Consider the following 22,897-nt stretch of genomic DNA (forward strand, 5'->3'; position numbering starts at 1 on the left):
TCTGCTTCGGAGAGGAAGAAACTCAGCTGTGAATAAGCTCCGCCATCAGAATCTCCTCGGCCTGTGCTTTGCAGGTGTTCATCAGGCCCACCCAGCGCATCGGGTCGCTGGCTTTCAGCTGCTCCGTCGCGCCCGCGTCTTTCGCCAGCTGGGGCATCATCTGCTCCAGACGGCTCTGCGCTGTCTCGTCGATCTCGATGAGGTGCGGGTACAGCTTCTCGGTCAGCAGCAGCTGATTGTAAATCAGGGGCCGGTGTTCCTTCAGGTACGCTTTCCGCATCCTGCCGTACTTGCCCAGGGGCTTCTCCGGCTGTTCGGTCAGCTTCAGGTCGGGAATCTGATAATCTCCGTTCATCGTGTAAGTCAGGCTGTTCTCCATGTGTAACGCTCCTTTCCGCGAGTTGCTCGCGCTCATAGATCTGGATGGTGACGCCGATCTGCCGCAAAACCTGCTGGTTAATCTGGCTGACCGCCGCGCCCAACGCCCCAACCGTGGCCGGGGTATTGAAATCGAAAATCGGCATGAAGTCCTCATGCTGGAAATATTGTTCCGTATCCAGCCCACAGCGAGACATCAGGGCATAGGCGATACTGACGGTGGCGGCGGACTTAAATTGGACTTCGATGTTGTAATCATCGTACTCCGCCAGGAACGAACCGTCAACGATATAGCGGAAATCTCTCTGATGATCGTCCCAATACTCACTCGCCAGCTTTCCGGCTACATCCGTGAGCTGCTGGGCGAGATTGTCACCGGCAACGCCGTAGTTTTGCTCCAGCATGGCCGACACAGGCCCAATGTGCTGTTCTTCCAGCTGCCACAACCAGGGTGTACGGGAATGTTCACGGGTGCCGGTATCGGAAATATCGAACACATAGCGCAGGCGAAGCTTGTCGCCGGAATCGTCCACCAGGGCAATACCCTTGGAGCCACGGCGCACATACCGTCCCATTTTTTCATTCCACAGGTCATACTCGGCGCAGGCGGTGGCATCCGGGCGCTGGGCGTAAATCATCATTTGCTCGTGGAATGGGTATTTATAAAGGCGGGCGGCGGTGGTGAGAAAAGCCGTCCACTCCTTCCAGCTGCCTACAAGCTGGGTCGATACCTGTTCGGCCATCTGCCGGTAAAATTCAGCTTTGGATGGCATGGTTTTCTGTCCTCCCTTCATGTTGAATAGAAATGGGACGGCATATCAGGCCGTCCCATCAGGTCTTTATGTGTGTTTTTTACTCGTCGAAATCTGGGTACAGCTCCAGTTCGGCAAACTCGGTGTCGTTCATAGCTTGGAGTTTACCCAGGGCGCTGTCCGTCAGTTCCCGCAGCTCGGCTTCCTCCGGCGAAAGCTCACCGCGCATCTCCGTCAGAGCGTCGATCAGCCCGGTGCGGCTGCCGGTGTTGTAGATGCAAAGAAGGTTCGTTTCCTCAAAGGTGAAGTTGTTCATATCAAAGCTCCCTTTCCGCGCTCTTTTTTTGCGCTGTCTTTTTGTGTTCCGTCTTGGGCTGGCTTTTCAGCTGCTCCATTACGGACTTTTTCTTTTCCCGTTCCTCTCGATGGACGGCTGCTGCCAAGTCCATAAGAGAAATGGGCTGACCACTGCGGGCCTGTTGTTCCAGCTGGGCCACTGTCGGCTCCTTTGGGCCGTTATTGATGATACCGTCGATCATGCCGTAATCATCTTCCACCGTCATTTCCGCATTTCTCAGCGAATTTTCCGGCAAGAAACCTTGCACCTGGGTGAAACCAACACTGTCGCAGTAATGACAGGATACCTGACCATTCTGCTTGATGGCAACGATGTCACTGACGCTCATAGACGGGCTGTGAAAATCCACCGGCTTTTGCAGATTGAACTGCTCATACAGCCTTTCCAGCTGCTCCATAGTGCTGCCGGAACCGTCCAGAGGGGCGGTATAGATAAGGTCATAGTTACTCCGCTCTACGGACAGATTGTGCGATTGCAGCCAATCCAGATTCATAAAACGCACATTCTGCGGGTCATCCTTGCTCACCTGATAAATAGCAAAACAATTTCCCTCATGGGAAAGAAACGCCTGTTCCCGTTCCAACTGCCGATCCTGTCGTTCCAAAACTTTTTCGTGAAAGTCCGGGCTTTGCTCCCATTCCTCGCGGGACACAGCAAAGATACCGTCATGGGCGTCCAGGTCGGCAGTGTCAAAGGCCATTTCCGGGTTTTCACCCTCCTGGACGATATAAACGGTCAGGTCTCGCTCCATCAGCTCATAGGCTCGCTCTTTGGAGAGGGGCAGAAGGTCACCGTCCAGGTAGCCGCATTTCTCCAGATCATCCTGAGTCAGTGCCGGGTCCGGCATGGGATACTCGTCCAACGCCTGCTCCTGGGCATCCGGCAGCTGGGTGGCGGCAGCTTCTGTGGTCTGCTGGCTGACCTGTTCCTGCATCTGGTGGTAAGCCGCCTCCTGCAAAGTCTCGATCATGGACAGCGGCGCATACTTGATGGACTTGCCGCCCATCCCCAGGTCCTCGCAGATATGGCTAACCGCTGTGGAACGGCCCATATCCGGCCCGTCCAACTGGCCGCCGTCCATCTGCTTCATGGTTGCCACATCGTAGAGCGTGTAGTCCCAGCCGGTGTCGCAGGGCTGAACATGAAGGTAGCTGGTATCATCCAGCACCAACAGGGCCTCCCGGTACTCGGCGCTGGGCTGGACACTTTCGGTATTTTCCGGCTCGGTCAGCTGTTCCGGTTCAGTCATCGGCACCAGCTGATCCAAGCGTCCCATAAGCTCGGCAGCTTTTTGGGTGGTTTCATCCGGTTCATCCTCGTTCACGATATTCTGGAGCCATTCGCGTACACCGCTGGCATCTCCGCTTCGGAGTGTGGCAGTCAGTTCGTGCAGTGCGTCCTCACGGCTATCTGCATTGTTCCGATACTCATAAGGGTCATAATCGAAAGTGAACTGGTCGATGTCTGCTGCCAGCTGCTCGATAGAGTCCTGCTGCGGTTCCGTGGCGGCAGTCAGGTCAATGCCGCGCTCCTTGCAGATTTCCTTGTAGTTGCGCTCGATGTCGTTAATCAGCTCGCAGGAAGTCTTGTTGATGGTCTCCAGACTGGCCCGCAGCTCCTTCAGCTCCTTGTCCTTCGACCAGGAAGCGATGTAGCCAAAACTGTTCTCGCCGGTCTGGATGCCGAAATACTGGCAAACCGCATAAGAAATGCTCTCGGCCTCCACTTCCTCGGTGTTGCGGTTCTTGGCGGCCTGTTTCACCGCCGTCAGATCTTCCTCCACTTCCAACCGCCACTCAAACCGATTCTCGTCCACATAGCGCCAGCCTTCCTCGGCGGCGGCCTGTTCCGCCTCTGCTTCGGTGGCGAAGTCCAGACGGAAGTCATGCTTGGTGCCGCCCTCGCTCACCATCACGATCTTCCAGGTCGGCTCCGCTTCGTACTTTTTGGGGTCGTGGAGCTTACTGTGCGCGGTCTCATGGACAGCGGCGGAAACAGTCTGCACCTCGCTCATGCCTTCCCGGATGGCGATCCGCTGCTGGTCAGAGGAGAAATAGCCGTCCATGTTCTCGGCCATCGGCTCAAACTCGATGGGAACCGGAGCCGAGCGGCGCAGAGCTTCCATGAAAGCCTCATAGTGCGGCACCGTCCCGGACAGGCTGGAGGCCAGCTCTGGCAGGGGCTTTCCGTCCGTCTGGCTCACATCGAACACCTTCACCGGACGGAACATGGGGATTTCAATTTCTTTTTCCTCCATGACCGCCTTGCCATCCGCGTCCAGGATGGGTGCATGAGTATCCGGGTCGCGCTTCATTTCCTCGATCTTCTTTTTGTAGGGCGTGGGGGCAATGATGGTGATACCATGCTCACCCTTTTTCACATGGCGCTCAAACTGATTTTTCCACTTGTTGAACCCGGCCACCAGGGTGGCGTCCGGGCGCTGCATATAGATGAGCATGGTGTTGTTGACGGAGTAGCGGTGGAACTTGGACATGACGGACAGATAGCGCATATACTTCTCGCTCTCAAACAGTTCCTTGATACCCTGTTCAATGCCCGCTGTGATCTCTTGTAACCGTTCTCGATTGGTGGTCTTATCAGCCATGAATTTCACTCTCCTTTCCAATTTGGCTATTTCTGATTGATGTTCGGCAATCCACAGCTTTTGCTCCTCCGGGCTGTTCTCCAGAAAAAAATCCAGCAGATAGCCCACATAGTCCTTTTTCTGGATTGCCTCCATGAATCGGGGATGTGGATTTTCCTCCGGTGTTTTGGGTGTGTAGTCCGTTTCCCACTTGCGGAGCAAATGAAAGTAGTCGGCCAGGACACGAAAGGCATGGTCTCGGTCCTCCTTGAATTTCTGCGCCTCGGATTTCTGGCGGACATGGCGTCGCCGGGGAGGGGCCTGACTGTCATAAGCCAGGCCAAAATCCTGGGCCAGCTTCTCGGCGGCCTCTTTGGGGGACAGATTGTAGAGCCTCGCTGTGAAGTCAATCACATCGCCGGTGGCTCCGCAGCCAAAGCAATAAAAATATTCCTCGTTCAGCTTCATGCTGGGATTTTTGTCATCGTGGAAGGGACAACAGGCCATGCCGCTCCGGTTGACCTCGATTCCGTACATCTGCGCTGCTTCTCGGACGGTGATGGACTGCTTGACAGCCTCAAAGACACTTTCAGCCATGCTTACTCATTGCCTTTCTTGGGGGTGGGCGGCCTGTATCCGGCAGCCTTGGCCAGTTCACTGGCTGCCTTACGGCGCTCGGCGCTGTAAGGTTCCCGGACGGACACACAGCGTTTGGGAACGAGAAAGGTCTGGCGGTCCTTTTTCACAATCTGGTCCGGGTATTTCTCTGCCAGTCGCCGCAGCTTCTCCAGCAGCCGGGGGTCATGGGTATAGACCTCGGCGGTGGCTTCGGCCTGGTTGTAGAGGATGATGGTTTCCTGTTCATAGCGTGAGAGCTTCATCGTTTGCCACCTTTCTGCTGGTCAAACTCCAGCTTGAAGTTGGCGTACTGCCCATCATCCGCCAACACCACAGTGGCATCGTAGGTCTTGCCGGTTTTCTCGGAGTACAAGCCCCTCACATGAGCGCGGCCATCTTTGAGCAGTGCCGTTACGATGGCTTTGGTAGGTTGCTTGTGCTTCATCTCCCACCACTTGTTGTTTTTCCAAATTGCAAATTTGCAAGATTCTGTCTGACAGAAGAAGCCTTTTTGCATTTCTGCAACCTCTCCGCCACAGCGGGGGCATTTGCCCACCACTTCGTGGGAAGGGCTGAACAAATACTCCGTTCCCTTGATAGCTTGATAGGTTCCCACAAGTTCTTTGAGCATGGCACTAATCCCAGCCATGAAATCCTCCGGGGCCAGCTCGCCACGCTCGATCTCACCCAGCCGGTACTCCCACTCAGCAGTCAGAAGGGGCGATTGCAGCTGCTCCGGCAACACGGTGATAAGGGATACCGCGTCATGGGATGGCATGAGCTGCACGGTTTTCTTGCTCTTTTTGCGCTCCAAAAAGCCGGTGGAAACCAGCTTTTCCAGAATCCCGGCGCGGGTGGCCGGGGTCCCCAGGCCCTTGCGCTCGGCATCCTCCGGCATATCGTCCTTCCCGGCAGTCTCCATTGCGGAGAGTAGCGTATCTTCGGTGAAGTGCTTGGGCGGGGTGGTCTTGCCCTCCTTGACGGTAGCACCAGAAAGGGGCAGCGTCTGACCTTCAGACAGCTCAGGCAGAGCCTTGTCCTCGGGTTCTTTGTCCTGCTCCACATTCTTCAGCCCTGCGCGATAGGCAGCGTCCAGCGCCCGCCAGCCGTAATTTTTCACTGTGCGGCCTTTGGCAGTAAACTCCGCTCCGGCGCACTCGACAACAACGGCGGTTTCCGCAAAGGTATAGGGCTGGGCCACGGCGCACAGCAGGCGCAGAGCCACCAACTCCAGCACCGCCTTTTCGCCCACCGGCAGGCCGGACAGGTCCGCGCCCTGGAGGTTGCGGGTAGGGATCACTGCATGATGGTCGGTCACTTTCTTGTCGTTGACAATCTGGGCGGCATTGCAGGCAATCTCCATGCCATTGGAAAAGGGCATCGCCCCGGCAGTGAGCTGGACCAGCTCCGGTAGACTCGCCGCCATATCCGAAGTCAGATAGCGGCTGTCCGTCCGAGGGTAGGTACAGAGCTTCTTTTCATACAAATTTTGCAGGTAGTCCAGGGTTTGCTGGGCGGTGAACCCCAGCAGCCGGTTGGCGTCCCGTTGGAGGGTGGTCAGGTCATAGAGGGCGGGCGGCTTCTCGGATTTGTTTTTGCGCCCCACTTTTTTCACTGTGGCAGCCGCACCTTGGCAGGCCGTTTTCAGCTGTTGGGCGGCAGCCTTGTCTGCCATGCGCTCCCCGGAAACGGTGAAACCGGGCAGCTCCAGTGTGACCGTGTAGAATGGCACCGGCTTGAAGGTGTCGATCTCGGCTTCTCGCTGGACAATGAGGGCCAGCGTCGGGGACATGACACGTCCGATGTTGAGGGTCCGGTGGTACAGCACGGAAAACAGCCGGGTGGCATTGATACCCACCAGCCAGTCCGCTTTGGCGCGGCAGAGGGCCGCATCCCGCAGGCCGTCATACTCTGCACCGGGGCGCAGGTTTGCAAAGCCCTCCCGGATGGCGGAATCCTCCATTGAGGAAATCCAGAGCCGCTTCATGGGCTTCTGGCAGCCCGCCAGCTCATAGACGCTGCGGAAGATCAGCTCCCCCTCGCGTCCGGCGTCGCAGGCGTTTACCACTTCGGTCACATCCGGGGCGTTCATCAGCTGCTTCAGCACATCAAACTGTTTCTTCTTGTCCTTGCTCACCACCATCTGCCAGGGTTCCGGCAGAATGGGCAGATCGTCATAGCGCCACTTGGCGTAGTCCGGGTTATAAGCGTCGGCGTCGGCCAGACCAGCCAGATGGCCCACACACCAGCTGACCCGCCAGCCGCCGCCCTCCAGATAGCCGTCCTTGCGGGCGGTGGCCCCAATCACGGCGGCCAGACTTTGGGCAACGGACGGTTTCTCAGCGATCACCAGCTTCATGGTTTTTCATCCTCCTTTCCCGCAGCCATGCGGTCAGCTGCCGGTGGCAGAATCCCACGCAGGGCTGACCGTCACGGTAATTTCCGCAGCCATAACAGGGGTGGCCGGGAGATAAAGTAGGAGGACGGGAAGTTTCCTTCCCGCCCTCCGGCCTGCGTGTCATCATGCGTTCATAGGGGCTGTCGGTGAAGCGGGTCAAACCGTCTTGTCCTCGCTTTCCTCGTCGCCGCCCCCGTCAGCGTCCGGCTCGTCAGATTCCTCGGTCTCCCAGGAGTCCTCGTCCTCCTGATCGGTATCATCCTCGCCGTAGTCATAATCGTCCAAATTGTCGTTGCCCTTGGTCTTGGGTCTGCTTTTTACCAGCTTAAAGTAGGCAAAAGCGCCGCCGCCACCCATCAGAGCCAGCACCGCCAAAAGAATGGCCGGATTCAGTCCTGCGGGTTTCTGCGCCGGTTCTTCCGGTTCCGGGGTTTCTTCCGGGGTCTCCGGTTCCGGCTCCTTACCCGTGCAGGCGCTCATATTGGTGGCACACACCGGGCAGGCCGTATTCACCGCACCGGCCACACATTTCTCCGTACAGGTACAGGTGGCGGGCTGCTCCTGGGTGGTCTGACCGTCCTCCATCAGCGCCATCAGGTCCGCCTCGTCCACCTGGTTTAAGAAGTGGACAGCGGTTTCCTTGTCCTCGTTGGCCCGGTCAATGAGGATGTAGAAGTAGTTGCCTGCCTTGGTGGTGACGGTGATGAGCTGCTTGTTGTCGCCGAAATCATCCACCAGGGCGGCGTTGCCATCCGGGGTCAGGGCCGGACTGTCCTCGGTTTCCTCCACGACCACATTGCTGTCGTTGGTGGCATCCTCCGCCGGAAGTTCTTCCGTTCCCTGGGCAAAGGCAGTCACGGAAAGGCCCATCATCAGCACCAGGGCGGCGCAGAGGGCCGAAAGGGTTTTGAAAATTTTCTTATTCTTCATGGTCGGTATCCTCCTGTTCGTTGTAGTTGGCGGAGGCAGCGGCCATGCCAGGGACCGTACCACCGGAGAGCATGGCGTTCAGCTGCTCCGGGGTCAGCCGCAGGGCGCGCACCATCTGAACGATTTCCAGGTTCTCCGCCTCGGTTTTCTGCGCCTCCAGGGTTTTCAGCTTGTCCTGGTACTCCGCGATCTTCTCGCGGACCTTGGCAATCTCCTGGTCAATGCGCTGGATTTTGTTCTTAGCCATTTCAATCACTCCTTTTCTCATAAATCGGCCTTACCAGTTCATCAGGCCGTAGCCCTTGATGCACTCGTAGGACAGGGAATAACTCTTGATCTTGCAGGCGTCGCCAGAATTGCCCTCCACGGTGTAGACCCGGCTGCCGTCTGTGCCGACCACAAGGCCCACATGGTCGGCGCTGCCATCCAGGTCCCAGTCAAAGAAGATGGCGTCGCCGGGGGCGATATTGGCGTAATCACGCCCGCCCCATTGTCCGTGAGACTGGAACCACGGAATACCCTGGGACTGGCAGGCGGCAAAGCGCGGCTCGGACAGCCCCATCTGGCCGTAGCACCAGGACACGAAGCAGGCGCACCATTCCACACGGGAATTGAAGCCGTACCAGCTCCAGTAGGGCTGACCGCCCACATTGCCCACCTGACTTTTGGCTATGTCCACCACGGCCTGATTGCCGGGGCGGGTGCCGTTGACGAATACCACGCCGGTCAGGTCCTCGGAGTTGCTCGTATCCGGGGAGCCGCCGCCGAAGATCAGCGGCTTGTTGCCCAGCGTCTGCCGGTACACCTGGTACATTTCCAGCTGTTCCGGGGTTAGCAGCTCCGAAGCCACGGAAGATATGGGCTTGCTGGTGAGCTTCACATTCAGAATGTAATACTCATACGGGACTTCCTCGGTGGTCGTCTCGCCGGTCACGGGGTCCGTGGAAGTTTCGGTGCGGTATCGTATCTCCACTTCCTCGGTAAGCGTCAGTTCATACTGTGCGTCGAACACGCGCTCCAGCTCGGCCTGGGCGCTCTGCCGGGTATAGCCTTGCAGCACGGCGGACAGGTAGGCTGCCAGCTCATGGGGGTCATGCCCGATCATATCCAGGTCATAGCGGTACTCGTCATACCCCGGATGGCTGCTTTCGATGTTGTCGATCTCGGCTTGCAGCGCCGTTTCTTTGGCAGCGTAGTCGGCCTCCACCGCCACCAGCTCAGGATCATCCGACGGGTAGGTGGTGCCGGACACCACGGAACCGATACTCTGCGCCATCATGGAGCAGGAGGACATGGTGTTGAGCAGCATACAGACCAGCAGGAAGATCGCACCCGCAATCAAAAAGCCCTTTTTGTGGCGCATGACAAACGCGCCCGCTTGCTGGGCTTTCTCCTTGACCGCCTTGGCCGCCATGCCGGTGGCCTCCGCAGTCTTGGCGGTGTTCCCGACAGCTTGACCGGCGCGCTTGGCGGCAGCGTATTCCTTTTTGATGGCCTGTTTCTGCTGCCAGCGGGAGATGGGGTTGCTGGCAAGCTGGGGATTTTCCCGCAGGGACTTCTGATACAAGGCGTTCACATTGGCCTTCTCCAGCTTCTGCTCGGCCTGGGCCGCCTTGCGGTAGGGCTTCAACTTGTGGCTGCGGTAGCCTTCCCGTGCAAGCCTAACGCCGGTCTCGGCAGCCTCCTCGGACTTGTGGGCGCTCTCCACGCCCACATTGTCCTGTTCGGTCTCCCGGATTTCCTTGTGGAGCTTCCCCAGAGCGGCATTGGCGGGGGTATCCCGCACCGCATGGGACAATTTGGAGGGCGGCTTCTTCTTGTCCTCCAGCACCAGCTTGGTGGTCACTTTGCCGGTCTCCGGGTCCACCGTCTTTTGCCGGACCTGCTTTTTGGGGATTTTGGCCTGCGCCTTGTCTGCTTTGGCGGCGGCCTTGTCCGCCTTACGGATGGGCTTCTCCAGAGCCGGGTCAGCCCGTTCCTCGTCCGTAAAGCGCAGGCGCGGTTCCTTATTCAAACCATTCCCCCAACATGAGGGAGGCCGTCATGTAGCGCAGCTCCACATAGACGGCCAGCCCCACAGGGTCACGGGAGGGGTGCTGAAGCAGATGGGCGTAGATCTGCGCCACCACATTGGCCAGCAGCTCGGACTGCCCGCCCTCGAAGATGACGATGGCCGGGACGCCGTTCATGGCGCACCAGATTTCCGTCAGGCGCAGCAGGCCCGCTTCGCCGTCCTCGTTCAGCTCCGCAGCCTGATCCGCCGCCGTGCGGGTCTCGCTGACGGCATCGGCCAGCTCGGTGAGCAGCTGGGTGCGCTCACCCTCCAGGGCATCGTCAAAAAACATCATGGTATTCAGTTCGGTGTTGGGTTTCATGGTCATTCATCCTCCTTTTTCAGTTCCTGGGGTTTGGTGGTCATAATGCGGTACAGCTCGGTGTTCTTGGGGAAATGGTCCACGAAAGGCAGGATCGTGGAGCCATAGAACAGCAGGCCCTCGCCCTCGCTGGAGTGGGTCACATAGGAAAGCTGGTGAGGGGAAATGCCCAGCTGCTTGGCGAGAATCTGCCGGTCCCCGCCCGCCTGGTTGAGCATATACACGAAGTCGGAGTTCTCAAAGATGTTCTCCACCTCGCGGGAAGAAAGCAAGTCTTTGACATTCTGCGTGATGCCGGTGGGGATGCCGCCCCATTTTCTGAACCGCTTCCAAATCTCCACCGTGTAGGCGGCGGTCTGTTCCTCTTTCAGCAGCAGGTGCATCTCGTCGATGTAGTAACGGGTGGATTTGTGGGCAGCACGGTTGATGGTAACGCGGTTCCACACTTGGTCCTGGACCACCAGCATACCGATCTTTTTCAGCTGCTTGCCCAGCTCCTTGATGTCGTAGCAGACGATACGGTTGTTGATGTCCACATTGCTCTGATGGTTAAACACATTGAGGGAGCCGGTCACATAGATTTCCAGCGCCGTGGCGATGTACTGCGCCTCTTTCTCGTCCTGCGCCCGCAGCAGGTTGTAGAGGTCCTCCAGGATGGGCATATTCTCCGGGCGGGGGTCATTGAGATAGTCCTGATACACCAGCCGCACACAGCGGTCAATGATGGTTTTCTGAACCGGCTGCAAGCCCTCTTTGCCGCCTACGATCAGCTCGCACAGAGACAGGATGAAGTCGGACTTGAGAGACAGCGGACTTTCATCGTCCGAGTAGTCCAGGTTCAAATCCATAGGGTTAATGTAATTGCTGCTGGTGGGCGAAATCTTGATGACCTGCCCATGCAGGCGCTCCACCAAGGGCGCGTACTCGGCCTCCGGGTCGCAGATAATGATGTCATCATTGGTGAGCAGGAAACAGTTGGCGATCTCGCGCTTGGCGCTGAAGGACTTGCCGGAACCAGGGGTGCCGAGAATCAGTCCATTGGGGTTTTTCAGCAGCTTGCGGTCCACCATGATGAGGTTGTTGGACAGGGCGTTGATACCGTAGTACAGCGCCTCTTTGCCGTTCTGGAAAAGCTCCTGGGTGGTGAACGGAACAAAGATAGCCGTGGAACTGGTGGTCAGCCCCCGCTGAATCTCGATCTGATTGAGGCCCAAGGGCAGCGCAGACATCAGCCCTTCTTCCTGCTGGAAGTCAAGCCTTGTCAGCTGGCAGTTGTACTTCTGTGCGATGGAACTGGCCTGGAACACATTGTTGCCCAGCTGCCGGGGATTGTCCGCCGTGTTCAGCACCAGGAAGGTCACAAGGAACATTCGCTCGTTTCGGCTCTGCAAATCCTGCAAGAGCTTCTTGGCCTCGGCACCGTAGGTGGCAAGGTCGGAGGGAATGATGTCCATGTCATATCCGGCGCGGACGGCTTTTTTCTGTTCCTCAATTTTGGATTTATCCAGGTCGGTGATTTTCCGCTTGACCGTCTTGATGGCCTTGATCTGATCTACGGACTGGATATGCAGGCTGACGATCAGAGAGCTTTCCATATCCAGAAAATCCGCCAGCATCCGGTCATTCAGCTCCGGGGCGAGGATCTGCAAAAAAGAAACAGCCCCGTATTTTTTACCCATACGGAACTGTTTGCCGGTGCGGAACTCGAAGCCGGACGGCGCGATGAAATCCTTGGTGGACAGACCGGACGGAGCCAGCCAGTCCCATTCAAAGCGGAACGGCACCTGTTCATCCATGTGGAAAATGCCGTGAAGCTGTGCCAGCCGCGCCTTGCCGTCCAGGGTCTCGGCGGCCACGCCCAGGCGTTTGAAGTTGTTGAGAATGTCGGTCTCAATGCGCTCCAGACGGGGCTTGGCGGCCTTGAGGCTGTCGGCGTCGATGCCGAAAGTCAGGTACTTGGTCTTGATAAGACCGTTGTTGCCTCTTGCCAGCTGGTTTTGCAGCATGGTGGTGTACTCCACCCGGATGCTGTCAAAATCATCCCCCTGGAGAGGAATGTTGATGGCGCGGGCAAAGGTCTCCTCAGAGGCTGCCAGGTTCAAAAAGGACAGCTGGAACTGAATGGAGCTGTCGAAGTAGTTGAGGAAATCGCACCAGCCCTCGAAGATCGCTGTCTTGTCCTCGTTCTGCGAGAGCTGATAGTTGATGTCCTGGAATTGGATGGTCTTTGTGTAGCGGCTGCCTGCCACACGGCAGATGCCGTCCGGCCACATCCGTTCATAGGGGATACTGTCCTGAGCCGATTTTTTCTTTTTGTCTGTGCGATTGGCACGGGCAATGGCAGCCTCGATCTGCTTTCTGTCGGCGCGGGACAGCTTTTTCATCTTTTTCTGATTAACCGGCTGCGCGGTCTTTTCGTCTTTTCCGAACAGCCGGTGCAGCCAGCTTTTGATTACCGTGAACAATGTCATACACCTCCTTGTCGAGTTTTTCCTGCCGTTCCAAAACGGCATAGAAGTTGTTGGTCTGATACGGGCGCTCCTTGGGCCGGATGACGGCCACCTTGATGATATTGCCCACGATCTTTTCCAGGGGCTGACCGTGTTTTTCATACATCGCCAGCATGAAGAAGGGCAGCATGACCAGCATCATACACATGGCAGCCACGCTGTTTCCCACAGGCCCCCGGAGCAGGAAGAAAAGCGGTACGCCGATCAGCGCACCGCCGCCGAAGCAGACAAGCTGCCTCTTGGTTAAGTTGAACGCGACCTTGGTTTTGACTTTCGTAAGATCCTTGGGTACAGGTACATAAGCCAAAGGGATTACCTCCTTCCTGGTTAATGTGCATTGAAAACGGATTTTGCGAGGCTGCCGGTCTTAAAGAGCGTAAAGCACAACAGGACCGTATAGCCCACGCAGCTCCAGATGGCCATAATGATGTCGGATTCGGTGGCAATACTCTGCACCAGCACGGCGTAGATCGCCACACAGACGATGATGAGAAATGCCTGGAAGCCCAGGGCGATCAACGAGCGCAGATAGTTCTGGCCCATACCGCCCCATTCCTTGCCCATCATGGTGGCCATAGGGATGGGAGCCACCGAGGTCACAAGGTAAATCTCAATCATACGGCCATAAATCACGATAAAGATACAAATGTAAAGCGCCCACATGGTAATGCCGATAAAGAGCGACTGGAACCACAGGCCGAACAGCGGCCCCAGGTCCATATCCATCAGCCGGGACTCCATATCGGTCATGACAGAGGAGATGTCGATGGAAGCGTCGGAACCGATGATGCCCGCCGCCTGCGCCACCACACTTTGAGCTGCGTCAAACACGCCCATCACGATGTTCCAGGTGTTTGAGACGATGAGGATGGCAGCGGCAGATTTGAACACCCATTTGAAGATCATCCAGGTGTCCACATCATGCAGGTTGTTCTTGTCGGTAATCATCTGAATCAGCTCCAGCGTCATCACGATAGCCAGGATCACGCCAGCAATCGGCACCATGATGGAGTTGGAGAGATTTTGGATCATGCTGAAAATACTCCCGTTCCAGCCCTGAGGGGTCTGGCCCACCTGTGTCGCAATGTCTGCGACCTGCTGGTTCACGCTATCGAACATCCCCGATAAGTTGCTCATAATGCCGCCTACCAACATTTCCTTGAGCCAGTCAGTAAGGGCATCGAGTAAGAAATCCATACGGTGTCAACCTCCTTTCAGCCGCCCCCGCTTGGGGGCAGGGGCGGCAAGGATTTCTTATGACAGCTTAACGACGGGAGCGATCAGACGGTGAACAGGCTGGAGAGCAGGGGTACGAGGACCATGCCGACCACGGCGACGCCAGCGCCAGCCATGAGCTGCTTCATGCCCTGGGACTTCGCACCGGGGTTGTCGTTGCCGTAACCTTCCAGCAGGTTGATGACACCCCAGATGCCGAGACCAGCGCCCAGAGCGATAACGAGGGTCTGAAGAACGGTGATAGCCTGATTGAAAAATGCCATAAATTATAGTTAGCCGGAATCATTTGAAAAGTTTGATTTAGTCATTCATAGGCATACAAAAGCCGGAACAATCGGCACCCGGTTTCCGGGGCCTGATTCCGGCTGTCCTCCTTTTTTCATTATTTTTTGGTGATTGTCCGCTTTGTACGCCGATGGCCCCATCCGGGGCGGTTGAGGCGGGTAGATAAGATCACTCCTATTACAATAAATTTGGACAGGAAAGCCGGACAGCCAGTCCGGCTTTCCCTCCATCTCGTGCCTAAGCTACAATGAGAGGAGCAACTGGCTGACCAATCACTCCTTGGGCTTGTATGTCCGTGTGAAAGACTGTTAGCCATCCTCTCGTTGCAGCGTTCGATTTAAGCAGGTTGAACCACCGGATGTCGGAGAGTTCGTGTCACACAATAGATTGAATCGGCAGCGAGAAAAGATGGATTCCGGTTGCAGATTCTTTGTATTGGAGGAATGTGAATGAACTGCGTTGGCATCGATGTTTCCAAGGGTAAGAGCATGATTGCAGTCATGCGGCCCTTCGGAGAGGTAGTGGTTTCACCCTTTGAAGTACGTCACACCGCCAATGAACTGAGCGAGCTGGCAGGACTGCTCAAAAGCCTGGACGGCGAGACCCGTGTGGTGATGGAATCCACGGGTAATTACCATGCTCCGGTGGCCTGGCTGCTCCACGACGCGGGCCTTTATGTCTCGGTAGTCAATGCAATGCTGGTGCATGACTACGGAAACAACAGTTTAAGACGGGCCAAAACCGACAAAAAGGATGCCGTAAAGCTGGCCAACTACGGTCTTGACCACTGGCTCACATTGCCGAGATATATCCCGGAGGAGGATACCCGACTCATGCTGAAAATCTGCTACCGGCAGTACCAACAGTATTCCAAAGTTCAGACCATGCTGAAGAATAACCTGATCTCCCTGCTGGACACCACCTTCCCAGACGCAAATCGCTTGTTTACCAGTCCGCCCCGCGCCGATGGCAGCGAGAAGTGGGTGGACTTTGTCGCTACTTTTTGGCATTGCGAGTGCGTTTGTGGCCGGTCTGAGAAGGCCTTTACTACCCAATACCAGAAGTGGTGCAGAAAGCACGGCTACAATTTCAGCGAGGATAAGGCGCTGGATATTTATGCCTCTGCTTGCAGACACTTCGGTGTCATACCGAAAACGGATACGGCAAAACTTTTGGTAGAACAGGCCATTTCTCAACTCCAGACAACTTCTTCCGCGTTAGCTGCTCTCAAACAGGAGATGCAATCCCTGGCAGCTTCTCTGCCGGAGTATCCTGTAGTGATGGGGATGTTTGGTGTTGGCCCAACCCTCGGCCCTCAACTCCTGGCTGAAATTGGCGATGTACGCCGTTTTCATTCCAAAAAAGCGTTGGTTGCCTTTGCGGGTATTGACGCCCCGCCCTACCAATCCGGTCAAATAGATGTCCGTAGCCGTAGCATTTCCAAGCGAGGATCTGCCTCACTGCGCAGGACGCTCTTTCTGGTGATGAGCGTCATCCTGCAATGTGCTCCAATAGACGAGCCGGTGTACCAGTTCATGGACAAGAAACGCTCTGAAGGCAAGCCATATCGTGTCTACATGATGGCCTCTGCCAACAAGTTCCTGCGCATCTACTACGCTTCTGTGAAAGCCTACTTGGAATCCCTGGAGCACGACTGATTTTTACACTCTATACCATCTGGCTGGCCGCCGTTTTAATTTTGAGATGCTCAGCGGCTTGATTTTGTATTGCATTTTTTCGCCTCCCTAAAAATCTGAAATTTCTACTTGACTTTTATTAGCAGGTCTTTCACAGCGGAACAGATTTACACGCCCTCTGCGTCTACTTCATACACATCGTAGACCTCGTTGGGCTTGAGCTTGAGCCGGGTGGACAGGAACGCCTCGATGTCAAAGGCGTTCTTGGGGTCCGCGTCGGCGGTGTACGGGTAATTGGGGTGCTTGGTGATGTCGTACTTGTCCGAGAGGAAAGGCCGCACACCGCGCAGCTGGAGGATACACTTGCCGCCGTCCATGACGGCCAGTTCATCCTGGCTCATAAGCTCTTTGCCGAGCTTTTGGTAGTTAAGAGAATGGGATGTCTCGCGGCCCCGGCTCTCGCCGGTGTTGTAGGTGTCGATGGTCTCCTTGCCCAGCACGGCGGCCAGCTCCTTGAGGGTTGTCGGCTCTTTGCCGCCCAGGAAGATGGAGGTATCCATGTTGCCGATGATGGTATCGGCGTTGTCCTTGTAGATAGCTTTGAGCTGGGACTGTGCTTGCAGCACCAGGCAGGCGGAAATCTCACGGCTTCGGATGGTGGCAACCAGCTTTTCCAGCCGAGGGATCTGTCCAATATTGGCGGCCTCGTCAATGAGGCACCGCACATGGACCGGCAGCCGCCCGCCGTACACATCGTCCGCTTTTTCGCAGAGCAGATTGAACAGCTGGGTGTAGCACATGGAGATCAGGAAGTTAAAGCTATCGTCCGTGTCGCTCATAATCAAGAACAAGGCGGTTTTCCGGTCTCCCAGGGTATCCAGCTCCAGCTCGTCGTAGGCCGTGACCTCCCGCAGCTCCGCGATGTCGAACACGGCAAGGCGCGCACCGCAGGAAATCAGGATGGATTTTGCGGTTTTGCCCGCAGCCAGCTTGTACTTTTTGTACTGACGGACGGCGAAGTGGTTGGGCTTCTCTGCCTCCAGCGCGTCAAACATCAGGTCCACGGGGTTCTTGAACTCCTCGTCATCCTCCCGGACCTCCATCGCGTTGATGAACTCGATGAGGGTGGAGAAATTCTGTTCCTCCACCGGGGCCTCGTAGTGGATATACCCAATGAGGGCGCAGTACAAAAGCGTCTCGGCCTTAACCCAAAAATCGTCCCCGGCCTTGCCCTCGCCCTTGGTGTTGGCGATCAGCGTCGTGACCAGTTTCAAGATGTCCTTTTCGGAGTGGATGTAGGCAAAGGGATTATAGTGCATGGACTTCTTGAAGTTGATGGTATTGAGGACTTTGATCCGATAAGGCTCATAGATGTCCTTGCCGTGCTTATCCTTCATGGGCTTGCCGTCCTTGCCCAGCTTGGGTGTGCCGCGCTGAAGCATTTTGCCGCACTCCACCAGGATGGTGCCTTTTGGGTCTGTCACCACATAGGAGCTGTGCATCTGCATCAGGTTCGGTTTCAGCCAGAAGCGGGTCTTGCCGGAACCGGAGCCACCGATCACCAGCACATTTTTGTTTCTGGCGGTCTTGGGGTCCTTGGGGCGGCTGTTCATGGTCAGGCTCTCGGTTTTAGTCAGAATCACATTGTTCTGGAACACCGGGTCGATGTAGGGTGCGATGTCCTCATGGGTGCCCCAGCGGGCGCTGCCATACTCCATACCGTGCCGGTACTTCTTGGCGTTCTTGCTTTTGAGATACACGGCCAATCGCAGGCCAGCGCCGCAGCACAGCCCCACCAGCAGGTCCAAAGGGTGCAGGCTGGGCCACCAGCTGGCCAGCGCCACCGGCAGCGTGGAGAAGAACGAAAGCATTTTTGCCGAAGCGTCCGCACCCACGGCCATCCGCCATCCTTCACCGAAGTTGGTTGCGAACAGCCCCATCAGGATATAGGGCATATTCAGCAAAAGGAGCTTTTTGATGTCAAGTTGCTTTTTCATCTTCATCGTTCCAGCTCCTTCCGCTTGTTCCGGTCCACAACGGCGTGTTTCACCAGCTCTTTGAACTGGCTCAGCTTTGCCAGCACGGACGGACGCTCTGTTTTCTGCGCCTTTCTGACCTTCTTGCCGGTGTACTCGGTAAAGGCAGCGGTCAGGGCATCCGCATCGCGGCCTTTGAAAAAGATCAGGTACTTGGGCGGGGAGCTGCTGCGGTCCTTCTTCACCGCATAGTCAACGCCGTATTTCCGGGCGATCTTTTCAAACTCCTTGATGGAGGGGTCGGTGATCTCGATGTTGGAAACGCCCTGATTCTGGCCGATCAGCTGCTTCACCGTCTGTTTGCCGTGGGGAATCACGGGGGTATCCCGGCTTTTCTGCTTTTGCAGCTTCTTTTCCTTGCGGTGGGCAAGGTACTTGGTGATGGCGGCCTTAAACAGCCGCCCGGTAAACTTTGTTCCGCTGACTACCAGCGTCAAAGTCCTGTTTTCCACTTCCTCCTGCATAGGTCATCGCCTCCTTTCCACGGATTTTGCAGGGGTGGCGCTTGATACTAAGGCGGGACCACCAGCCGCCGCAGCAGGTATTTCATCATGGCAGGCTCCTTTCAACGCAGCTGATCGGAGCGGTCATAGTACAGATGTCCCTGGCGCACCTTGGCATGGCTGAGAATCTTGATGTGGCCCTTTTCCTGGTTCTCCAGGCTTTTCTGGTATCCGGCCTCCGTCAGAAACAGGCGGGTCCGTTCGCCTTTCCAGCCCACCGGCGAATCGTGGGTCAGCACATCGAAGATAATCATGTGCCGGGTGTCCTCGGCAAACCGCTCCAAATCCATGTACTCATGGCCGTGGTAGTTCTGCGCCCCGGCCTTGAGCCGCATTTCCTCCATCAGCTGGCCCACGGTCTTACGCTCAGGCATGGCGCGCACCTCCTTTCCCGCGTCCCTGGCCTTTCACAGTCAGGATACCGTCCAGGGTGGTAGCGGTGATCCGCAGGCGCTCAGCGGTGGCGATGTCATTCTTCACGGTCTCGTCGATGCCGTGGCCGCAGACCACCAGCACATGGGACCGGCGCAGATAGTCTCGCGCCATATCCAGCCCGTCCTTGTGTTCCTGGGGAATCTCGTCCTTGAGGAAGGTGGACAAGAACAGAACCGGGCAGATGGGCGAATACCCGGCGTCGTACACCTGGCGGCAGTAGGTGGCAGCGTTCTCGGCGTTCTCATACTGGTTGTTGCTCCAGGGAGCCGTAATGTAGGCAAGAGGTCGTTTCATGGCAAAATCCTTTCTCCCGGTATTGCCGGGCAACAGAAAAGCGGCTGTTTACCAGCCGCCTGCGTTCATATCGTGATTGACTTGTACGGTGTAGTGATTGCTGATCGTGGTGGGCGCGTTGAACAGCACTGCAAGCAAATACTGTTTCATATTGCGGACCTCCGTGGTGTTTTTCTGCATACCGTCCATGACAAATCGGATATGCTCGCTATCCAGCTTCAAGAACCGGGAGCGCACGACTTCATGGGGAAAGTCGCTGCCAGCGATCCGAGTGGTTTTACGTTTGGCACAAACGGTCTCCACCATCAGCTCCACAATCTCGTCCAGGTCCTCACGGTAGGTCGAAAACTCTCTGCACAGATAGTCATACTCGATGTTCTCCAGAATCAATTCCCGATAATTTTCTATCTCTGAGACAGACATCGCATCCCTTCCTTTCCGTTCCGGCAGCTGTGCTGCCGCTGTTTCCCGGAAGGGAATGGAATCGGTACTTGCTCCATGAGTATTTTGTTTTTGAGTATTTGGTTTCTCTATATTTAATTCTGCGGGCTTTTCCGTATCCGGTTTATCCAGATACGGGTTTTCCGTATCTGGTGAAGCCGTATCTGGTACAGCCGTATCCGGCCTTGGCGTTTCTGGCTGCCTGGGCTGAGGTTTCTCATAAATCACATACTCGGTGTCGCTGATCCGGCCTTGTTGGTCCCGCAGCTGGTTCCGCACGATGTAACCGGCGGTTTCCAACTCCCGCAGCGCACTGCCGATGGCATCAACGCCCTCCTTGCAGATTTTCGCAAGTCCACGGGTAGTATAGTTCCAGTCATCAGGCAGGGATAACATCATGGAAAGAAGCCCCTTTGCCTTGAGGGATAGTTCGTGGTTCCGCAGGTGATGATTGCTCATCACGGTATAATCTTTGGTCCGTTCAATGCGAAAAACGGCCATTGACTTCACTCCTTTCTAATTTTAGGGCATGAAAAAAGCCACAATCCTTCGTGAAAAAGACTGTGGCTTTCAGCTGTTTTTGTTGTTCTGCCAGGGCCGGTAAGGACGCTTGTACTTCGGCGGATGACTGAACATCGGCTCATGCTCCGAAAACGGGAGGGTCTGCAAAACCCGGTCAATGTCGGTGGATTCCATATCATACTGGGACTGGCAACTTTCCCGGATGGCATCTTTGATGCTCTGGACAGTACACATATTCATTCCTTTCCTTTCGTAGTGATAATGAGTTTACGGGTGGCGGCGGCGCTTGTCCGGTTTGAAGTCGAGCACATGGCCCTCGATCACACGGGCATACCGCTTGATTTTGATTTCCCGACGCTTCTGGCTTACGAGGGCGGCCTGATACCCGTCCTCCGTAAGAAACAGCCGCATATCATCGCCGGGGCAGCCGTAGGAACAAGGGCGCTGAACGGAAAACTCGATCATCCAGCGGGTGCTGTCCTGAAAACGCTCTACGGCCAAGATATTGTGTCCTTTCAGCTCACGGGCTGAAATATCCCTCATAGGCGGCTCCTTTCATCGTTCCTGGTCTCTCTGGCGCTTCTTCTGCCACGCCTCCAGCAGTTTGATAATGGTTTCCTGCATCCGCTGGGGCGTATAGCTTTTGGGGAAATACTTCCGCAGGGTGTCGGAGGTGAAAGTCACTTTGTCGAGATCACTTTTCTTTTCCTCACCCATGATGACGCGCATCATATCGAGGGTCAGATGTCCCTCCTGGCTGTATTTCTTGAGTCGCTGAGCCTGGGAGAGAGAGGGGGTAGCCTGTTCGCTGTCCATCGCGTCCAGCAAATCCCGCTGTTCTTCTTTTTTGAGAAAGGACAGCTCATAAGCCGGATTGAGGGCGATTTTCTTTTCATCGACCATATCCAGCAGTTCGGGAATCAGCTCCGTCAGGCGGATATAGCGCTGCACCTGGTTCCTACTCGAACCAGCCTGCTGCGCCAACAATTCATCTGCACGCAACTTCGTCCCAAGTTGGGACGAAGTTAAGTCCCCCCGTGCGCCTTGGTGTTTCATAGCCTCCAGCTTCATCTTGTAAGCAAAGGCCCTTTCGCTGGGGAGCAGGCTTTCACGTTGTAAGTTGCTGTCCACCATGATGATAGTGGCAGCATCATCGTCCAGGTCTCGGACAATGACAGGCATGGTTTCTTTCTCGGCCAGCTCACTGGCCCGGTGCCGCCTGTGACCGGCAACCAGCTCATAGCCGCCCTCCGGGTCCGGGCGGGCGATCGCCGGAACCAGAACACCATACTGCCGAACGCTGTCGGCGGTCTCCATCATGGCCTCGTCATCCTTGACTTTGAAGGGATGCCCCTTAAATGGGTGCAGCTCAGACAGCGGAATTTCCTGTATCTTCTCCAGCTTGGCATCCTGGCGGCTTTCCTCGGTGGAAAACAAATCATCGTATGGAGCCAGCTCTACTTTTTTCGCGCTGCTTTTCAAGTTTTATCACCTCCTTGGTCAGATTCTTATAGCCCTCGGCCACCTTGCCATTAGGGTCATGGGCAAAAATGCTTTTGCCCTCGGCGCTGATCTCCTTTGCCCGGACAGAATGGGGAATCTCGGTGCCGAACACCTTGATTTTGCTGCCATAGGTCTCCCGCAGCAGGGCGGCAATCTCCTTGGCGAAGTTGGTGCGGTTGTCCACCATCGTCAGCAATATGCCGTCGATCTGGAGCTTGGGGTTGATCTGCCGCTTCACCTTGTTTACGGTCTGGAGCAGCTGTTCCAGGCCCTTGGCGGGCAGGTACTCCGCCTGAACGGGGATTATGACCCTGTTGGCGGCGGCCAGGGCGTTGACCGTGAGCATACCCAGGGATGGCTGGCAGTCAATCAGGATATGGGAATACTGTCCCTTGAGCGTGTCCAGATACTGCCGCAGGATGGTCTCTCGGCTCATGGCGTTCACCAGGGAGACCTCCATGCCGGAGAGCTGGATGTCTGCGGGCATCAGGTCAACGCCCTCCGGGTGGTGCAGGATACCCTCGCCGGGGCGCAGCGGCTCGTCCATCAGGATACGGCCCATCGCGTCGGACAGGGTAAAGGGCAGCTTGTCCGGCTGGGGGTGGCCCAGGCTGATGGTCAGGCTGCCTTGCGGGTCCCCGTCGATCAGCAGCACTTTCTTTCCGGCCTGCGCCAGCCCAATCCCCAGGTTCGCGCAGGTGGTTGTCTTGCCAACGCCGCCTTTCTGATTGGCGATGGCGATGATTTGCGTGTTCAATGACTTCACCTCATTTCTGAATTGTTCTATGGCTTCTGGAAATAGAAAAAGCCGCCACTTCAAAAATTGAAAGTGACGGCCTTTTCTTATCCCGGAATGAAATTCCCCGGAAACGCAAAAAGCGCCCAGTAGAAAATACTGAGCGCTTGGCGATTAGATTTATTCTCTTTTGTTCAAATTAGGTCAAATTCAGACAAACCGTTTTCACGAAAAAGGTCTCTTGGAGATGTATAAATAAACATCCCCTTGGCATCCCAAAATCGCGTCTCGGTTGTCCTATTTTTTAACCCATAAGCCCTCTTTTTGGGGTGGTTGTCCACCATTTAACCCATAGAAAACGGGTTA

24 protein-coding genes and 1 pseudogene are annotated in these 22,897 nt (G+C 56.0%); 2 read left to right on the top strand and 23 right to left on the bottom strand.

What is annotated here, in order from left to right:
- Window positions 1-22: 22 nt before the first annotated feature.
- On the bottom strand, window positions 23-379 hold the full coding sequence (locus INF30_RS08150; RefSeq protein WP_072853158.1) for a TnpV protein: 357 nt from the start codon (window positions 377-379) through the stop codon (window positions 23-25).
- Here INF30_RS08150 and INF30_RS08155 point away from each other — a divergent pair.
- Window positions 378-1,181, top strand: a complete 804-nt coding sequence (locus tag INF30_RS08155; RefSeq protein ID WP_072853160.1) for a hypothetical protein — start codon at window positions 378-380, stop codon at window positions 1,179-1,181. The two genes, INF30_RS08150 and INF30_RS08155, sit on opposite strands and share 2 nt — an antisense overlap.
- 49 nt (window positions 1,182-1,230) lie before the next feature.
- Here the strand turns inward: INF30_RS08155 and INF30_RS08160 are convergent, their stop codons facing one another.
- The 13 genes and pseudogenes from INF30_RS08160 to INF30_RS08220 form a co-directional block, all read right to left on the bottom strand.
- Window positions 1,231-1,446: a transposon-transfer assisting family protein gene (locus INF30_RS08160; protein WP_002588921.1), complete on the bottom strand. Its 216-nt coding sequence runs from the start codon at window positions 1,444-1,446 to the stop codon at window positions 1,231-1,233.
- 1 nt (window position 1,447) lies between these two features.
- Window positions 1,448-1,981: a YodL domain-containing protein gene (locus tag INF30_RS14925; RefSeq protein WP_416385621.1), complete on the bottom strand. Its 534-nt coding sequence runs from the start codon at window positions 1,979-1,981 to the stop codon at window positions 1,448-1,450.
- Between the two features lie 26 nt (window positions 1,982-2,007).
- Window positions 2,008-4,669, bottom strand: a pseudogene (locus tag INF30_RS08165) (LPD16 domain-containing protein); the annotation flags it as partial.
- A gap of 2 nt (window positions 4,670-4,671) precedes the next feature.
- Complete coding sequence (locus INF30_RS08170) at window positions 4,672-4,953, bottom strand: hypothetical protein (protein WP_002588923.1); 282 nt, start codon at window positions 4,951-4,953, stop codon at window positions 4,672-4,674.
- Complete coding sequence (locus tag INF30_RS08175) at window positions 4,950-7,049, bottom strand: type IA DNA topoisomerase (RefSeq protein WP_226394857.1); 2,100 nt, start codon at window positions 7,047-7,049, stop codon at window positions 4,950-4,952. Before INF30_RS08175 ends, INF30_RS08170 begins: the two co-directional genes overlap by 4 nt.
- A 195-nt stretch (window positions 7,050-7,244) precedes the next feature.
- Entirely contained in the window at window positions 7,245-8,018 is a 774-nt protein-coding gene (locus tag INF30_RS08185) for a DUF4366 domain-containing protein (protein WP_002588925.1), read from the bottom strand.
- On the bottom strand, window positions 8,008-8,265 hold the full coding sequence (locus INF30_RS08190) for a DUF4315 family protein (RefSeq protein WP_002588926.1): 258 nt from the start codon (window positions 8,263-8,265) through the stop codon (window positions 8,008-8,010). Before INF30_RS08190 ends, INF30_RS08185 begins: the two co-directional genes overlap by 11 nt.
- 30 nt (window positions 8,266-8,295) lie before the next feature.
- Window positions 8,296-10,032 (bottom strand): CD1108 family mobile element protein, encoded by a 1,737-nt coding sequence (locus INF30_RS08195; protein ID WP_002588927.1) that lies wholly within the window; start codon window positions 10,030-10,032, stop codon window positions 8,296-8,298.
- Window positions 10,025-10,399 carry a DUF3851 family protein gene (locus tag INF30_RS08200; protein ID WP_033126285.1) on the bottom strand — a complete coding sequence of 125 codons (375 nt, stop codon included), beginning with the start codon at window positions 10,397-10,399 and terminating at the stop codon, window positions 10,025-10,027. The genes INF30_RS08195 and INF30_RS08200 overlap by 8 nt, the downstream gene beginning before the upstream one ends.
- Entirely contained in the window at window positions 10,396-12,777 is a 2,382-nt protein-coding gene (locus INF30_RS08205; RefSeq protein ID WP_002578788.1) for a VirB4-like conjugal transfer ATPase, CD1110 family, read from the bottom strand. Before INF30_RS08205 ends, INF30_RS08200 begins: the two co-directional genes overlap by 4 nt.
- 10 nt (window positions 12,778-12,787) lie before the next feature.
- Entirely contained in the window at window positions 12,788-13,210 is a 423-nt protein-coding gene (locus INF30_RS08210) for a PrgI family protein (protein ID WP_002578789.1), read from the bottom strand.
- 20 nt (window positions 13,211-13,230) lie between these two features.
- The gene (locus INF30_RS08215) at window positions 13,231-14,100 is read right to left on the bottom strand and encodes a VirB6/TrbL-like conjugal transfer protein, CD1112 family (protein ID WP_002578790.1); all 870 of its coding nucleotides are present in this window, start codon (window positions 14,098-14,100) and stop codon (window positions 13,231-13,233) included.
- Between the two features lie 83 nt (window positions 14,101-14,183).
- Window positions 14,184-14,402, bottom strand: a complete 219-nt coding sequence (locus INF30_RS08220; RefSeq protein WP_002588903.1) for a Maff2 family mobile element protein — start codon at window positions 14,400-14,402, stop codon at window positions 14,184-14,186.
- 471 nt (window positions 14,403-14,873) lie between these two features.
- Between INF30_RS08220 and INF30_RS08225 the strand changes: the two genes are divergently transcribed.
- Window positions 14,874-16,082: an IS110-like element ISEnfa110 family transposase gene (locus INF30_RS08225; protein WP_002382856.1), complete on the top strand. Its 1,209-nt coding sequence runs from the start codon at window positions 14,874-14,876 to the stop codon at window positions 16,080-16,082.
- 146 nt (window positions 16,083-16,228) lie between these two features.
- On the opposite strand, the gene INF30_RS08230 is transcribed toward INF30_RS08225, so the two are convergent.
- The 9 genes from INF30_RS08230 to INF30_RS08270 all read right to left on the bottom strand — a co-directional run bounded on the left by INF30_RS08230 (window position 16,229) and on the right by INF30_RS08270 (window position 22,552).
- On the bottom strand, window positions 16,229-18,058 hold the full coding sequence (locus INF30_RS08230; RefSeq protein ID WP_026649524.1) for a VirD4-like conjugal transfer protein, CD1115 family: 1,830 nt from the start codon (window positions 18,056-18,058) through the stop codon (window positions 16,229-16,231).
- Between the two features lie 2 nt (window positions 18,059-18,060).
- Window positions 18,061-18,561: a PcfB family protein gene (locus INF30_RS08235; protein ID WP_002576352.1), complete on the bottom strand. Its 501-nt coding sequence runs from the start codon at window positions 18,559-18,561 to the stop codon at window positions 18,061-18,063.
- Window positions 18,562-18,662: 101 nt separating this feature from the next.
- The gene (locus tag INF30_RS08240; RefSeq protein WP_002576353.1) at window positions 18,663-18,974 is read right to left on the bottom strand and encodes a DUF5720 family protein; all 312 of its coding nucleotides are present in this window, start codon (window positions 18,972-18,974) and stop codon (window positions 18,663-18,665) included.
- A complete protein-coding gene (locus tag INF30_RS08245) occupies window positions 18,967-19,329 on the bottom strand; it encodes a DUF7768 domain-containing protein (protein ID WP_002576354.1) in 363 nt (120 codons plus the stop codon). The genes INF30_RS08240 and INF30_RS08245 overlap by 8 nt, the downstream gene beginning before the upstream one ends.
- 48 nt (window positions 19,330-19,377) lie before the next feature.
- A complete protein-coding gene (locus INF30_RS08250) occupies window positions 19,378-20,271 on the bottom strand; it encodes a DUF6017 domain-containing protein (RefSeq protein WP_076779157.1) in 894 nt (297 codons plus the stop codon).
- A gap of 69 nt (window positions 20,272-20,340) precedes the next feature.
- A complete protein-coding gene (locus tag INF30_RS08255) occupies window positions 20,341-20,526 on the bottom strand; it encodes a hypothetical protein (RefSeq protein WP_038270780.1) in 186 nt (61 codons plus the stop codon).
- Window positions 20,527-20,559: 33 nt separating this feature from the next.
- The gene (locus INF30_RS08260; RefSeq protein ID WP_002576357.1) at window positions 20,560-20,835 is read right to left on the bottom strand and encodes a DUF5720 family protein; all 276 of its coding nucleotides are present in this window, start codon (window positions 20,833-20,835) and stop codon (window positions 20,560-20,562) included.
- Window positions 20,836-20,847: 12 nt separating this feature from the next.
- Window positions 20,848-21,774, bottom strand: a complete 927-nt coding sequence (locus INF30_RS08265) for a ParB/RepB/Spo0J family partition protein (protein ID WP_002576358.1) — start codon at window positions 21,772-21,774, stop codon at window positions 20,848-20,850.
- Complete coding sequence (locus INF30_RS08270; RefSeq protein WP_002576359.1) at window positions 21,731-22,552, bottom strand: ParA family protein; 822 nt, start codon at window positions 22,550-22,552, stop codon at window positions 21,731-21,733. The genes INF30_RS08265 and INF30_RS08270 overlap by 44 nt, the downstream gene beginning before the upstream one ends.
- Window positions 22,553-22,897 lie beyond the last annotated feature (345 nt).

Origin of the sequence: Claveliimonas monacensis (genome assembly GCF_014982975.1) — a bacterium.
Lineage (GTDB): Bacteria > Bacillota > Clostridia > Lachnospirales > Lachnospiraceae > Claveliimonas > Claveliimonas monacensis.

Bases quoted from the DNA above. Each gene is read 5' to 3' on its own strand.
- INF30_RS08240 (WP_002576353.1), bottom strand. From the start codon at position 18,974: ATGCCTGAGCGTAAGACCGTGGGCCAGCTGATGGAGGAAATGCGGCTC.
- INF30_RS08170 (WP_002588923.1), bottom strand. From the start codon at position 4,953: ATGAAGCTCTCACGCTATGAACAGGAAACCATCATCCTCTACAACCAG.
- INF30_RS08245 (WP_002576354.1), bottom strand. From the start codon at position 19,329: ATGAAACGACCTCTTGCCTACATTACGGCTCCCTGGAGCAACAACCAG.
- INF30_RS08205 (WP_002578788.1), bottom strand. From the start codon at position 12,777: ATGAAAAAGCTGTCCCGCGCCGACAGAAAGCAGATCGAGGCTGCCATT.
- INF30_RS08155 (WP_072853160.1), top strand. From the start codon at position 378: ATGTGTAACGCTCCTTTCCGCGAGTTGCTCGCGCTCATAGATCTGGAT.
- INF30_RS08150 (WP_072853158.1), bottom strand. From the start codon at position 379: ATGGAGAACAGCCTGACTTACACGATGAACGGAGATTATCAGATTCCC.
- INF30_RS08185 (WP_002588925.1), bottom strand. From the start codon at position 8,018: ATGAAGAATAAGAAAATTTTCAAAACCCTTTCGGCCCTCTGCGCCGCC.
- INF30_RS08215 (WP_002578790.1), bottom strand. From the start codon at position 14,100: ATGGATTTCTTACTCGATGCCCTTACTGACTGGCTCAAGGAAATGTTG.
- INF30_RS08250 (WP_076779157.1), bottom strand. From the start codon at position 20,271: ATGGCCGTTTTTCGCATTGAACGGACCAAAGATTATACCGTGATGAGC.
- INF30_RS08225 (WP_002382856.1), top strand. From the start codon at position 14,874: ATGAACTGCGTTGGCATCGATGTTTCCAAGGGTAAGAGCATGATTGCA.
- INF30_RS08190 (WP_002588926.1), bottom strand. From the start codon at position 8,265: ATGGCTAAGAACAAAATCCAGCGCATTGACCAGGAGATTGCCAAGGTC.
- INF30_RS08160 (WP_002588921.1), bottom strand. From the start codon at position 1,446: ATGAACAACTTCACCTTTGAGGAAACGAACCTTCTTTGCATCTACAAC.
- INF30_RS08230 (WP_026649524.1), bottom strand. From the start codon at position 18,058: ATGAAAAAGCAACTTGACATCAAAAAGCTCCTTTTGCTGAATATGCCC.
- INF30_RS08255 (WP_038270780.1), bottom strand. From the start codon at position 20,526: ATGTGTACTGTCCAGAGCATCAAAGATGCCATCCGGGAAAGTTGCCAG.
- INF30_RS08175 (WP_226394857.1), bottom strand. From the start codon at position 7,049: ATGAAGCTGGTGATCGCTGAGAAACCGTCCGTTGCCCAAAGTCTGGCC.
- INF30_RS14925 (WP_416385621.1), bottom strand. From the start codon at position 1,981: ATGAATCTGGATTGGCTGCAATCGCACAATCTGTCCGTAGAGCGGAGT.
- INF30_RS08235 (WP_002576352.1), bottom strand. From the start codon at position 18,561: ATGCAGGAGGAAGTGGAAAACAGGACTTTGACGCTGGTAGTCAGCGGA.
- INF30_RS08260 (WP_002576357.1), bottom strand. From the start codon at position 20,835: ATGAGGGATATTTCAGCCCGTGAGCTGAAAGGACACAATATCTTGGCC.
- INF30_RS08200 (WP_033126285.1), bottom strand. From the start codon at position 10,399: ATGACCATGAAACCCAACACCGAACTGAATACCATGATGTTTTTTGAC.
- INF30_RS08220 (WP_002588903.1), bottom strand. From the start codon at position 14,402: ATGGCATTTTTCAATCAGGCTATCACCGTTCTTCAGACCCTCGTTATC.